Below are 12,165 nucleotides of genomic sequence, written 5' to 3' on the forward strand. Positions count from 1 at the left end.
GGACCGGGTCAGACAGGGACGCGGTAGGCGAGGATGTCGCGTACGAGGGTGCCCAGGCTTTCGGCACCTGTTTTCGCCTTGATCCGGGCGCGGTGCACATCGACGGTTTTGACGCTGGTGCCCAGGCGGCTGGCGATCTGCTGGCTGGACCGGCCCTCGATCACCAGGTGCAGCACCTCACGCTCGCGTGGCGTGAGACCTGCCAGCCGCTCCTGCACCCGCAACCGTTCGGCGCGCTCGGCGAACGCTCCGACGGCGACGCGTAACTGTTCCTGCACTACCTCGAGCATGCGCTGCGGCTCGTAGGGCTTCTCCAGGAAATCGACCGCGCCCGCCCGCAGGGCCCGTACCGACATGGGAATATCGCCGTGCGCCGAACAGAAGATCACCGGTGCCGGGTAGTCCCGGTGGTTGAGCTCTTCCTGCAATTGGAATCCGCTCAACCCGGGCATGCGGACATCCACGATGACGACGCCGGGCTCGTCCAGATCGGCCTCCTCGAGAAAAGAGGTTGCCGTTGCGTAGGTCAGGGCGTCGATTCCCACGCTTTGCAGCAGGAACGCCAGCGATTGGCGCAGGTCCTCGTCGTCGTCCACGATATGGACGACGGGGGAGGAGTCACTGCTCATGCACGATGATTCTACTGCGGCGCCTATCTCCGGCCCCGCTGTCCGGCGACCCGGCGGGCACATGACGGCCGGCGCACTCATGGCCGCATCAGCACCGAGGCCATGGGGAAGCTCTCGGCGAAATCGGGTCGCAGGGGGGCGACGAAGACGTTCTCGGTGCGGGTGCGAGTGATTTTCCAGTGCCCGTCGATCCGGCGGAACGCATTGTTGAGCCGGCTCGAACGCAATAGCGAGGTGCCGTCGGAGAACAGCCACGGCTGGATGTGGATCCACTGCCCGGCGGCCGTATCCCCGTCCACCCTGATCTGCTCGGTGGTCGAATAATGTGCGTTGAGCACCAGCCGGGGATCACGATCGGGGCTCCAGAAACGTTCGAAATGAGCGCGGATGGCGGCCTGCCCGTCCAGCCGCCCGAACTGGCCGTCGTAGTACTCACCGACGCCCTCCCACACCGCGTCTTCGGCGTAGAGCTCCATGATCAGGTCGATACGTTCGGCGTCGTCGGCGACGCCGAACTCCGGGCAGGGGGTATCACAGAGGAACATGTAGCGCGCCTGTAACCGGCGCACCTCTGCTTCGCCCTCCAGTGTCTCGATCCGGCGCAGCAACTGTTCGACGGTGTCGGTCACGGGTGTCCTCCTTGTTCGCGCGGCGGTCGGTGGGTGCGGTCCTGGATCCAGCCGCCGACCCGCAGCAACTCCGCTTCGGCATACGGTGCGCCGATCACCTGGATTCCCAGCGGCAGACCCTCCGGGGTGCGCAGACCGGGCACCGTCACCACCGGCAGGCCCAGTGCCTGCCAGGCCCGGCTGAGCACCGGGTCGCCGGTAGCGCCGAGCCCGGCAGGTGCGGGGCCGGGAGCGGCGGGTCCGATGATCGCGTCGTAGCCGGTCAGCAGGTCGAGTACCGCCCGCCGGGCCGCGTCGACGATCCCGCGGGCCGCCACATAGTCCGCGTCGGTGGTGGCGGCACCGGAGCGCAGCAGTTCGGCCAGGGGCCGGCTCAGCTCATCGGCGCGGGCGAGTTCGGCGGCGCGTTCCCGGGCGGCTTCGTAGGCCATCACCACGCGGTGCGCCGCGGTCGCCTCGGCCACGACCTGCTCGGCAGCGAAACCGGTAACGACCGCACCGTCGGCGACGAGCCGATCATGCAGGGCGGCAACGGCATCCGTCATAGCTGTGTCCACCACACCCAGTGGCTCCGCACTCCACAACGCGACCCGGGGCGGGCGGGTGGATTCGGTCAGCGGGTCCGGTACCGCCATGAGCGCCGACCAGGCGCAGGCGAGGTCGCGGACCTCGGCGGCGTAGAAACCGTGACTGTCCAGACTGTGCGCGAGACCGGTGATGCCGTCGGTCGCCAGCAGCCCCCGGGTCAGCACCAGCGCGGCGACCCCGCAATAGGCGGCGGGCCGGGTGACCGAGCCTGCGGTCTGCGAGCCCAGCGCGAGCGGTACCTGACCGGAAGCGACCGCGGCGGCCGAACCGCTGGACGACCCGCCGGGGGTGTGGCCCGGCGCGGCCGGGTTGTGTGTGGGGCCGGGTGCGAAGAAAGCGAATTCGGTGGTGACGGTTTTTCCGGCGGGCACGGCGCCGGCCGCACGCCACCTGCGCACGATCTCGGCGTCCGTCGTCGCCGGGCCGGTGTCCGCGCGCAGGGCAGAGCCGCACCGGGTCGGGTAGCCGGCGACATCGATGATGTCCTTGACGCCCAGCGGAATTCCGGACAGTGCCCCGGCCGGTGCCGGCGGCTCCGAGGGCGCGTGCCGGGTGACCCAGGCGGCGAGCCGGTCTTCGGTTTCGGCGATCCGGCGCGCGGAGCGCTCCCACGCGTCGGGAGTGCTGCACTGCCCGCGGGCGATGTCGTCGGTGAGGTCGCGCAGCGACCACGGGGCGTACAGGTTCATCGGTCGCTCCAGGCGGCGTCGGCCGTCCAGAAATCCATCCCTGCGGCGCTGACCCCGTGGCGCCACCGCGATGTCCGGCGCAGCGCGGGTTCGGCGAGCGCGGTGACCCGGTCTGCGGCTTCGGGTCCGTCTTCGGAAACCTGCCAGTGCACCCAGTTCAGTTCCCGGCCGTCGGCATCGTGGGTGAACAGGTCGACGTGGCGCCAGCCGTAGCCGTGAGTGTCGTTGTAGCACATGAGGGTCAGGCGGGCCGGCGCGTCGACCATGCGGTGCCCTCCTGCTCGATACGCGGCCGTCCAGGGCCCACGCTGTGGAAACGGCGCTGGAAATAGACGAGCGCGTCACAGTCTTCGCTGACGTCCACCCGGTCCACGCTCACCAGGAAGATCGAATGTGACCCCTGGGTGTGGTCGCTGATGATCCGGCCGACCACCCGCGCGGCAGCCGTGCGCAGCATCGGAATGTCTTCGGTGTCGTGATCCCACATGGTCCACGCGAACCGCTCCGCCATCGGGATACCGGTGGCTCCGGCGAAATGGCCGGCCAGTTCCTCATCGTGCGAACTGAGGATGTTGACGCAGAGGCGCACGTTGCGCCGGAAAATATCGTGCGTATAGCTGGACTGATTGACACAAACGAGGATCGTGGGCGGCGAATCGGTGACGGAGCACACCGCGCTGACGGTGATACCAGCGCGACCACCCGGTCCGTTCGTGGTGACGACATTGACTGCGGCCGAAAGATTCGACATCGCCGCCCGGAAGTCACGCTGCTCGGCGGTCAATTGCTTGGTCATGCAACTGACGCTACGAGTGATCCACGCCTCGAGGTATCGAGATTTTCTCCGCCCGCTCTGAAGGTTTTCCCTACGCGATCACGGGGCCGGCAGTACGAATCCGAAGACCGCTCCGCCGCCGTCGGCCGGGCGGCACCAGATACTGCCGTGCTGCCGGGTGATGATCCGATAGCTCAGCGCCAGCCCGATTCCGCTGCCGTGTGATTTCGACGTGAACGATTCCAGGAACGGATCCTGGGATACGCCGCGACCGTGATCGCGGACGGTGAAACAGCCGCCGTCGTCACGCACGGTGGTGGTCAGCACGATATGCCGGGATTCGGTGGGGCACTGTGCCATTTCGTCGATGGCATTGAAACAGAGGTTCACGATCACCTGCCCCGTGAGGACCCGTTCACAGCGGACCTGCACCGGTGCGGGATCGAGCCGCAACTCGACCCGCACGCCGGCTGCGTCCGCGCGTATCTGCACGAAGGACAGGCATTCGGCGACGATATCGTTGAGGTCGGCCACCTGCTCCACCTGCTCCAGGTGCCCGACGAAGGCACGCAACGTCGAGACGATCGTCGCAGCGCGGTCGATCTGCTTGCGCGCCGCGTCCAGGCCGAAGACCACCCGGTCGTCGAGGAGCTCCCCGCCGGGCAGATGCGAGCGGATACCGGCGATGTAGTTACCGGCGGCCGCCAGTGGCTGGCCGAGTTCGTGGGCGATCGCCATCGCCATATCGCCCATGGCGTTGTAGCGGGCCAGGTAGTTTTCCCGCCGCAGCTGCAGCCCGCGGTGTTCCTCGTCGTGGATCCGGCGCGATACATCGTGGACCAGGATGAGGAAGGCGGTCACTCCCGGCTCGTCCAGGCGCTCCAGGCTGCCGTCCAGCCATGAGGTGGTGCCGTCCGGCTGGGTGACCTCGAGCCGCACCGAGGTCACCGGATCCGCATCCTTGGCCACCACTTCCCATACGGTGCGCCGCCCGTCCCGGTGCAGGTGGGCGTACCGGGTGAGGTGCGGTCCGGCCGGTAGCTCGACGGCCGGGTCCAGGCCGAGGCGGGTGAGTGCGGTATCGGTGGCGAAGCGGATCTCGCCCGACTCGTTCAGTACGAAAGCCATCGTGGAGGTGTGCCGGGCCAGCGCGTCCACATAGGTGGCGGTCAGCCGCAGGGCGCGTTCGGTGCGCTGCTCCCGTTCGATATCGCGGAATTGCACCAGCACCGCCGGACCGCGCGCGAGTTCGATCCGGGTTGCTACCGAGTCGGTGGGGATTATCCGCCCGGATTTGGACCGGTAGTGCCATTCGATCCGCCGGGAGCCGTGCTCGACGGCGTCCTGCAGCCACGCGCGCCCGATCACGCGGTCGTATTGCTGCGCGGAACTACTCATATCGTGTGCTTTGAGCGGCCGGATCTCGTCGAGGTCGAATTCCAGCATCGCGCACGCGGCCGGATTGGCCCACAGAATGTTCTTGGTCTCGGCATCGTGCACGAGTACGCACAGGTCGGTCGCATTCATCATGGTGGCGAAATCCGAGACGACCAATTCGGGAGCGCGCGGATCGATAACCATCGCGCCAGCGTAGCTTTTCCGGACACCGCGTTTGCGGTCGTCCGGAGGCCACTGAAGGTTTCCCCTACGAACGTTGTGGTTCGCACCTTGCCGGGCGCGGGGATTACCGATGTCGGTGTGAGCGCGCTCTCCTTACCGTCGAAGAACAGCCCATCGACGACAGGAGCAGGTGATCGTGTCCACCTCCGAAGCCCCGGCCCGGCCCGCGACCGGACCGGCGATTCTGGACGACGTCCTCGCCGAACTCGCCGTGCGGCGGGAGGAATTCCGCGACCAGAAATTTGTTTCGCGGGATTTCGTCGCGCGGCTCAAAGAGGCCGGAATCTACCGGGCCGCGACCCCGCGGCGATTCGGTGGCGAACCGCAGGCGCCCGCCGATTTCCTGCGCACCGTCGAAAAGATTTCGGTGGTGGACGGGTCCACCGGATGGGTGGCCAGTTTCGGCTCGGCCCTGGTGTACCTGGCGGCGTTGCCCCTGGAAACCCAGGCGCAGCTCTATGCCGACGGTCCGGACGTGGTGTTCGCCGGCGGGCTGTTCCCGGTCCAGCCCGCGGCCGAGGTCGACGGCGGTCTGCAGCTGGACGGTCGATGGAAGTTCGCCAGCGGTTGTATGGGCGCCGATGTCCTGGGTGTCGGTATCCCCGGTGATGCGAGTACCGCGGGCAAACCCCGCACCGCACTGCTGCGTCCCGAACAGGTCGAGATCGTCCAGGACTGGGATGTCGCCGGGATGCGCGGTACCGGCTCGTTCGACCTCGTGGTGCGCGGGGCGGTGGTGCCCCACGAGTGGACATTCATCCGCGGCGGCGAACCGATGGTCGACGAACCGCTGTACCGGTATCCGACCATCGCCTATGCCGCCCAGGTGCTGGCCGTGGTCGGCGCGGGCGTGGCGCGGGCCGCGCTGGACTACGCCGTCGAAACCGGTGCGGGCCGGGCCGGGATCACCGGCGCGCCGAAACTGGCCGACCGCCCCTACTACCGGACCGCGGTCGCTCAGGCCGAAGCCGATCTGCGCTCGGCGCGCGCGTATTTCTACGAAGTCACCGAACAGGTGTGGGCGACGGTTCTGCGCGGCGATCCCGCCACTGCCGAACAGAACGCCCATCTGCGGCTGGCGGCGGCGCATATCGCCTCGACCTCGGCGTCGGTGGTGAACCGCATCATCGAGATCTCCGGTACCGCGGCCATCTTCAACGGGCACCCGCTACAGCAGTGGGCGGGCGACGCCCTGGTCCCGCAGCAGCACGCCTTTCTGGGACCCGGCCTGATCGACGCCGCCGGCGCCGTATTCATGGGGCAGCCGCCGACCGTACCCGGATTCCACTGACCCGCGACCTCTTCGACGACAGGACCCTTCCATGACCGACAGCCCACTCCGCGTTCTCTTCTGTCTCGGCATCAACCAGAACTTCTTCGACCTGCCCGAAGGCGGTGTCACCACCGGTGACGTCTGGACTGCCTTCGTCGCTCTGATGGACGGCATCAAAGCGCTCGACGGGATCGATTTCATCGGCGATATCGACGACGACTCCACCATGGTGGGGCCCTCGGACAGTTGGCCGTGGACGTGCTACCTGCTCGCCGACGCCGACGGCCACGACACCGTCAAAGCGGCCTGCGGCCTGATCCGCACGATCGGCGTGGGCGAAAGCGACTGGAAGCTCTGGAAATTCGTCAAGATCGAGGCCCGCATCGGGCGCGCCCTGACCCCGCGCCAGTACTGACCATCCACCTGCCAGGAGGCATCATGACAGCCCACAGTGCAGCACCGGCCGAACTCGTCGCCGAGGATCGGGTGGCCGCACGCATGTACACCGACCCGGAGATCTTCGAGCAGGAGATCGCCCGGATCTTCGAGAGCACCTGGATCTGGGTGGCCCACGAATCCGAGCTGCCCACACCGGGCAGTTTCAAATCCACCCATGTGGGCCGGCAGCCGGTGATCGTGACCCGCAACCGCAAGGGACAGCTGAATACGCTGCTCAACCGGTGCCGGCACCGCGGGGCCAGTATCTGCGAGCAGAAGCAGGGCGTCGCCAACGGTTTCACCTGCCCGTATCACGCCTGGTCCTACAGTCTGGACGGTCAGCTCCGAGGTATCCCGTACCCCGACGGTTACGAGGGTGTGGTCGAGAAGGGTGACCTGTCCCTGCGGAAACTGCGCACCGAATCCTATGGCGGCATGGTGTTCGCGACCTTCGCCGAAGAGATCGAATCGCTCGAGGATTTCCTCGGTGACGCCAAGCTGTGGATCGACCGGTTCATGAAACAGGGCGGCGGTTACCCGATCAAGGTGCTGGGTACGCACCGGTTCGCCTTCCATGGGAATTGGAAGATCCAGCTGGAGAACACCACCGACGGCTACCACTTCCCGATCGTGCATCGCTCCTGGATGGCCTCGGTCGACGCCGAAACCGCCGATATGATGTCGTTCATGACCGATCCGGCCGCGGTCACCCATGATCTGGGCAACGGGCACAGTGTCATGCAGATGGTTCCCGAACACTCCGATCTGGACGCCGACGACGGCAGCGAACCGTTGCAGGCCCGCTTCGACGACCTGATCGCCGAGCTGAAGACCACCGGCCTGGACGATGCCGCGATCCGCAAACTGGTCCGCGCTATGCACGGCACCGGGTTCAACCTCAACCTGTTCCCGAACGTGTCGATGTCGGCGGCGTTCTTCCGCGTGCTGCGCCCCGTCGCCGTCGACGAGACCACGATCGAGCACATCGCTATCGGCCCCGACGGGCCGTCCGAGATCGTGAATCCGGTCAACCGGGCGCGGATGCGGGTGCACGAACATTTCCAGGGTCCGTTCGGTTTCGGCACCCCCGACGATGCCGAGGGCTGGGACCGGGTACAGCGAGGCGCCCGGGCCGCCCCCGATATGCCGATCCTGGTCAACCGCGGCCTGGCACGGGAGAAGCCGAGCCCGGAGGGCTGGCCCACCTCCCACGTCACCGACGAGACCGGTATGCGCGCCGCCTATCACCAGTGGAAGCAGATGATGAGCGATGACTGAAACCCTGACCCCCACAAGGTTGTTCACCGACGCCAGGATCACCCGGGCAATCGAGCTGAGCTGGCGGGAAGCCGACCTGCTCGACCGCAAGGACTACCACACCTGGCAGGACCTCTACACCGCCGACGGCCGCTATGTGGTGCCGATCGACCGCGGCACCGATGATTTCGACAACACCCTCAATATGATCTACGACGACGCCCGCATGCGCGGTATGCGCGTGGTCCGGATGACCGAGGGCTACGCTCTCGCCGCCGTCGACGCCGCCGTCACCACCCGCACCGTATCGCGCTTCGTCCCGGAAACCGTCACCGACGACGAGGTACACCTGCGGGCCGCGCAGATCCTGGTCGCCTACAAACGCGGCCGTCACGATATCTGGGCCGGCGATATCGAATACCGTATCCGTCTCGGTGCGACGCCCGCCGACGACCGGATCGCCTTGAAGGTGATCCGGTTGGTCGACAGCGAGGACGCCGTTCCCGCCGCGGGATTCCTGCTGTGACCCCGCCCGTCGCTGTGGTCACCGGGGGCGCGAACGGCCTGGGTGCGCATATCGTTCGCCGGCTGCACGCCGCCGGCCACGCGGTTGCCATCGCCGACCTGGCCGGTTCTGCCGCGTCGGCGCTGGCCGAGGAACTGGGCGGTGCCGCGCGCGGATATACCGTCGACGTCGCGGACAAAGCGTCCCTGGAGCAGTTGCTCGCCACGGTGGTCGCCGATTTCGGCGGGGTCCAGGTGCTGGTGAACAATGCCGCCCGCACCCAGGCCCGGCCTCTCATGGAGATCACCGCCGAGGAACTGGAGGCGGTCATGGCCGTCGGCTTCCGCGCGACATTCCAGGCCTGCCAGCTGTTCGGCACCCATATGGCCGCACACGGTTACGGACGGATCGTGAACATGGCCTCGCTGGCCGGCCAGAACGGTGGCACCGCCACCGGCGGGCACTACGCGTCGGCCAAGGGCGCGGTCATCTCGCTGACCAAGGTGTTCGCGCGCGAACTCGCCCCCTCGGGAGTCACGGTGAACGCCGTCTCGCCCGGTCCGCAGGATTCGCCGGTCGTGCACGACATCGTCGGGGAGAACAACCTCGACGCCTTCGCTCGATCCATCCCCGTCGGACGTCTGGGCGATCCGGCATTCATCGCCGATATGGTCGCCCTGCTCGCATCGCCGGCCGCCGCATCGGTCACCGGGGCATGCTGGGACGCCAACGGCGGCCTCTACATGCGTTAGGAGTTGTGGTGTCCGGTAGCAAAGTGGTCGTCTCCGCGATCGTTTCGGAGACGCCGAGTATCCGGTTGCTGCGGCTGGCGCGGGAGGACGGGGCCCCGCTCGGACCCTACCGCGCCGGCGCGCATATCGACGTGACCGGCCCGACCGGCATCCTGCGCCAGTATTCGCTGTGCGGGCCACCGGCGGAGACCGCGACGCTGGCCATCGCGGTGAAACTCGAACCGGAATCGCGCGGCGGGTCGGCCGCGCTGCACCGGTTGTGCGAGGGCGACATCATCGAAATAGGTGAACCGCGCAATATCCTCGGTATCGTTTCCGGCGCCGACCGGCACGCGCTGATCGCTGCCGGAATCGGGATCACGCCGCTGCTGAGCATGGCGTACGAACTGTATTCCAGCGGAGCGGATTTCACGCTGGATTACATCTGCCGCGACCGCGTGGAGACCGCGTTCGCGGACCTGCTCGAAAACCGCGCGGAGTTTCGTGACCGCGTTCGCCTGCATACCGGGCTGTCCCGCGACGAGCAGCGCGAGGTGCTCGAATCCGTCGCCGCCACGCTGACCCGTGACAGCGTGGTCTACACGTGCGGCCCCACCGGTTTCATGGGGACTGTCGCCGAGATCGTGACACCCGTGGTCGGTGAGACCAATCTCCACACCGAATATTTCGAAGCGGCCGAGATCGATATCAGCGGCGATACCGCATTCACCGTCGAACTCGACACCGGCGAGAGCTTCGAGATCCCCGCCGACCGCTCCATCCTGTCGGTGCTCGAGGACAACGGTGTCGACGTCTTCAAATCCTGCGAAGAAGGTATCTGCGGGTCCTGTGTATCGAATGTGCTGGAGGGCGAACCCGAACACCGCGACAATTGCCTGTCGGTCGCGGACAAGGCGGCCGGTAATCAGATGGCGCTCTGCGTCTCCCGGTCGAAATCGCCGAAGCTCGTCATCGAATTGATCTGATCGCGATCGGCAGATAAAGGAATTCCGTACTCGCAGGGGGAATTCTTCGCATGTCCGTCGTCATATCGGCCCCCTACTGTGTAGGAAATCACACAGCCCGAAAGATGATTCTTATGGACCATTCCCCCTCCAATTCTGCTGATTCCCCAGGGAATTCCGGCCTGGAAGAATTGGCACGCGAACGGCAATCGCTGGTTTTCCGGCTGAGCGCGATCGTTTTGATCCTGTTCTTCCCCCTGCCCATTCTGGGTGGTTTCACCTCGGCACTGGATGCGGTGGTCGTCGGTGGAGTCACCGTGGCCTGGATCTACGCCCTGGTGCAGTTCGTCATCGCGATCGTGGTGGCCCGCTACTACATGGCCCGCGCTGCCGCACTGGAAGCCCGGGTCGCGCAGGAAGGCACCCGCGCATGAACCTCGTCTCCGCCTCCCTCTTCGCGGCCCTGGTCGTCGTCACCCTCGGCATCACCGCGTGGGCGTCTCGCCGGAACAAGTCCGCCGCCGACCACTACGTTGCCGGTGGGGCGCTCACCGGCCGGCAGAACGGCGTCGCGATCGCCGGAGATTTCATCTCCGCCGCATCGTTCCTCGGCGTTACCGGTGCTATCGCGCTCACCGGGTTCAACGGCTTCTATCTCGCCGTGTTCGTCCCCGTCGCCTTCGTGCTGGCACTGCTGCTCATCGCCGAACCACTGCGTAACCTCGGCCGGTTCACCCTCGCAGATGTGCTGGCCACCCGGTTCCCCGGCAAGGATGTCCGGTCGCTGATGGCGATCAGCACCGTGGTGATCAGTGTGGTCTATCTGGTGTCGCAGCTGGTGGGCGCGGCGCTGCTGGTATCACTGCTGTTCGACCTGGACTATGCGGTCGCGGTGCTGATCATCGGCGCCCTCACCACCGCCTACACCCTGGTCGGCGGCATGCTGGCCACCAGCTGGATCCAGATCATCAAAACCGGTCTGCTGCTGGTCTGTGCGGTGGCGTTGTTCGTCCTGGTACTGGTGCGCTTCGATTTCAACCCGTTCGGGCCGTTCAGTACCGCGCTCGCCGAATTCGGTCAGCAGTTCGTCGCGCCGCAGCGCTCCGGTGACGCCGCCTCGTTCGACCAGTTGTCGCAGACCGTCGGCCTGGTACTCGGTGTACTCGGCCTTCCGCATGTGATGATCCGGTTCCTCACCGTGCCCGATGCCAGGCAGGCCCGCACTTCGGCCTACACCTCCATCTGGATCTTCTTCGGTTTCTACCTGATCATCCCGGTGCTCGGATACGGTGCCGCCGTGCTGGTGGGCCCCGAGACCATCGCCGCGGAGAACAAGGGCGGCAATCTCGCCGTCGCGCAGCTCGCCGAAACTCTCGGCGGTGGTGTCCTGCTCGCGTTCGTGGCCGCGGTCGCCTTCGTGACCATTCTGGCGGCCTTGTCCGGGCTGGTCATCGCCACCTCCGGTGCTATCGCCCACGACCTTTATGGGCAGGTACTGCGTAACGGAAAAGTGTCGCCGGCTGCCCAGCACCGCGCGGCTCGTATCGCCACCGTCGCCACCTGTCTGGTCGGTGTGGCGATCGCCTTCGCCGCGCAGCGGCAGAACGTGGCGTTTCTGGCCTCGCTCGGGATGTCGATCGCTGCCTGTGCGAACCTGCCGGCCCTCCTGCTGACGTTGTACTGGCGCCGGATGACCGCCCGAGCGGTCATCTCCGGCATCGTCACCGGCCTCGTCCTGTCGATCGCGGTGATCCTGCTCAGCCCGGTCGTCCAGGGCCCGGATTCGCTGCTGCCGTTCTCCAACCCGGCACTGGCCGTCGCCCCGATTTCCTTCGCCGTCTCGGTGCTCGTGGCCTTCGCGACGGCACCGAAGGGAGCCGATGCCTCGGCTGCCGGTGCGGTGTTCCGGTCACTGCGCACCCGCGCCCTGACCGGACGGACGACGACGCCGGAGGAACCGGTCGCCGTGTCGTCCTGACGGACAGTGGATTCGTTGCCGGCCACCCCGGATGAGGGGGTGGCCGGCGATTTTCGTGTGATCGCGGGTGCCGACCGCGGGCCTGGTG

The 12,165-nt window shown here is 66.8% G+C and carries 14 protein-coding genes; 8 read left to right on the forward strand and 6 right to left on the reverse strand.

Annotated features, from left to right (window positions below; translation table 11 throughout):
- Window positions 1-8: 8 nt before the first annotated feature.
- The 6 genes from NS6_RS25860 to NS6_RS25885 form a co-directional block, all read right to left on the reverse strand.
- A complete protein-coding gene (locus NS6_RS25860; RefSeq protein WP_068046635.1) occupies window positions 9-629 on the reverse strand; it encodes a response regulator transcription factor in 621 nt (206 codons plus the stop codon).
- A 77-nt stretch (window positions 630-706) separates the two neighbouring features.
- Window positions 707-1,258: a nuclear transport factor 2 family protein gene (locus tag NS6_RS25865; protein ID WP_068046638.1), complete on the reverse strand. Its 552-nt coding sequence runs from the start codon at window positions 1,256-1,258 to the stop codon at window positions 707-709.
- Window positions 1,255-2,535 (reverse strand): amidase, encoded by a 1,281-nt coding sequence (locus tag NS6_RS25870; RefSeq protein WP_068046641.1) that lies wholly within the window; start codon window positions 2,533-2,535, stop codon window positions 1,255-1,257. The genes NS6_RS25865 and NS6_RS25870 overlap by 4 nt, the downstream gene beginning before the upstream one ends.
- Window positions 2,532-2,801, reverse strand: coding sequence for a hypothetical protein (locus NS6_RS25875; RefSeq protein ID WP_068046642.1), 270 nt, complete (start codon window positions 2,799-2,801; stop codon window positions 2,532-2,534). Before NS6_RS25875 ends, NS6_RS25870 begins: the two co-directional genes overlap by 4 nt.
- Window positions 2,777-3,331: a flavin reductase gene (locus tag NS6_RS25880; protein ID WP_068046645.1), complete on the reverse strand. Its 555-nt coding sequence runs from the start codon at window positions 3,329-3,331 to the stop codon at window positions 2,777-2,779. Before NS6_RS25880 ends, NS6_RS25875 begins: the two co-directional genes overlap by 25 nt.
- A 78-nt stretch (window positions 3,332-3,409) precedes the next feature.
- The gene (locus NS6_RS25885; protein WP_068046648.1) at window positions 3,410-4,891 is read right to left on the reverse strand and encodes a sensor histidine kinase; all 1,482 of its coding nucleotides are present in this window, start codon (window positions 4,889-4,891) and stop codon (window positions 3,410-3,412) included.
- A gap of 169 nt (window positions 4,892-5,060) precedes the next feature.
- Between NS6_RS25885 and NS6_RS25890 the strand changes: the two genes are divergently transcribed.
- From NS6_RS25890 to NS6_RS25925, 8 genes are all read left to right on the forward strand, one after another.
- Window positions 5,061-6,221 (forward strand): acyl-CoA dehydrogenase family protein, encoded by a 1,161-nt coding sequence (locus tag NS6_RS25890; RefSeq protein ID WP_068046651.1) that lies wholly within the window; start codon window positions 5,061-5,063, stop codon window positions 6,219-6,221.
- Between the two features lie 31 nt (window positions 6,222-6,252).
- A complete protein-coding gene (locus tag NS6_RS25895; protein WP_068046654.1) occupies window positions 6,253-6,618 on the forward strand; it encodes a hypothetical protein in 366 nt (121 codons plus the stop codon).
- 23 nt (window positions 6,619-6,641) lie between these two features.
- Complete coding sequence (locus tag NS6_RS25900) at window positions 6,642-7,919, forward strand: aromatic ring-hydroxylating oxygenase subunit alpha (RefSeq protein ID WP_068046658.1); 1,278 nt, start codon at window positions 6,642-6,644, stop codon at window positions 7,917-7,919.
- A complete protein-coding gene (locus NS6_RS25905; protein WP_068046660.1) occupies window positions 7,912-8,424 on the forward strand; it encodes an aromatic-ring-hydroxylating dioxygenase subunit beta in 513 nt (170 codons plus the stop codon). The genes NS6_RS25900 and NS6_RS25905 overlap by 8 nt, the downstream gene beginning before the upstream one ends.
- Window positions 8,421-9,155 carry an SDR family NAD(P)-dependent oxidoreductase gene (locus NS6_RS25910; protein WP_068046663.1) on the forward strand — a complete coding sequence of 245 codons (735 nt, stop codon included), beginning with the start codon at window positions 8,421-8,423 and terminating at the stop codon, window positions 9,153-9,155. Before NS6_RS25905 ends, NS6_RS25910 begins: the two co-directional genes overlap by 4 nt.
- Window positions 9,119-10,120 carry a PDR/VanB family oxidoreductase gene (locus NS6_RS25915; protein WP_068046666.1) on the forward strand — a complete coding sequence of 334 codons (1,002 nt, stop codon included), beginning with the start codon at window positions 9,119-9,121 and terminating at the stop codon, window positions 10,118-10,120. Before NS6_RS25910 ends, NS6_RS25915 begins: the two co-directional genes overlap by 37 nt.
- 113 nt (window positions 10,121-10,233) lie before the next feature.
- On the forward strand, window positions 10,234-10,533 hold the full coding sequence (locus tag NS6_RS25920; protein WP_068046670.1) for a DUF485 domain-containing protein: 300 nt from the start codon (window positions 10,234-10,236) through the stop codon (window positions 10,531-10,533).
- Complete coding sequence (locus NS6_RS25925; RefSeq protein ID WP_068046673.1) at window positions 10,530-12,077, forward strand: solute symporter family protein; 1,548 nt, start codon at window positions 10,530-10,532, stop codon at window positions 12,075-12,077. The genes NS6_RS25920 and NS6_RS25925 overlap by 4 nt, the downstream gene beginning before the upstream one ends.
- Window positions 12,078-12,165 lie beyond the last annotated feature (88 nt).

It is taken from the genome of Nocardia speluncae NBRC 108251 (assembly GCF_001613245.1).
GTDB classification, from domain to species: domain Bacteria; phylum Actinomycetota; class Actinomycetes; order Mycobacteriales; family Mycobacteriaceae; genus Nocardia; species Nocardia speluncae.

Bases quoted from the DNA above. Each gene is read 5' to 3' on its own strand.
- NS6_RS25885 (WP_068046648.1), bottom strand. From the start codon at position 4,891: ATGGTTATCGATCCGCGCGCTCCCGAATTGGTCGTCTCGGATTTCGCC.
- NS6_RS25860 (WP_068046635.1), bottom strand. From the start codon at position 629: ATGAGCAGTGACTCCTCCCCCGTCGTCCATATCGTGGACGACGACGAG.
- NS6_RS25905 (WP_068046660.1), top strand. From the start codon at position 7,912: ATGACTGAAACCCTGACCCCCACAAGGTTGTTCACCGACGCCAGGATC.
- NS6_RS25925 (WP_068046673.1), top strand. From the start codon at position 10,530: ATGAACCTCGTCTCCGCCTCCCTCTTCGCGGCCCTGGTCGTCGTCACC.
- NS6_RS25915 (WP_068046666.1), top strand. From the start codon at position 9,119: ATGCTGGGACGCCAACGGCGGCCTCTACATGCGTTAGGAGTTGTGGTG.
- NS6_RS25880 (WP_068046645.1), bottom strand. From the start codon at position 3,331: ATGACCAAGCAATTGACCGCCGAGCAGCGTGACTTCCGGGCGGCGATG.
- NS6_RS25900 (WP_068046658.1), top strand. From the start codon at position 6,642: ATGACAGCCCACAGTGCAGCACCGGCCGAACTCGTCGCCGAGGATCGG.
- NS6_RS25920 (WP_068046670.1), top strand. From the start codon at position 10,234: ATGGACCATTCCCCCTCCAATTCTGCTGATTCCCCAGGGAATTCCGGC.
- NS6_RS25875 (WP_068046642.1), bottom strand. From the start codon at position 2,801: ATGGTCGACGCGCCGGCCCGCCTGACCCTCATGTGCTACAACGACACT.
- NS6_RS25895 (WP_068046654.1), top strand. From the start codon at position 6,253: ATGACCGACAGCCCACTCCGCGTTCTCTTCTGTCTCGGCATCAACCAG.
- NS6_RS25870 (WP_068046641.1), bottom strand. From the start codon at position 2,535: ATGAACCTGTACGCCCCGTGGTCGCTGCGCGACCTCACCGACGACATC.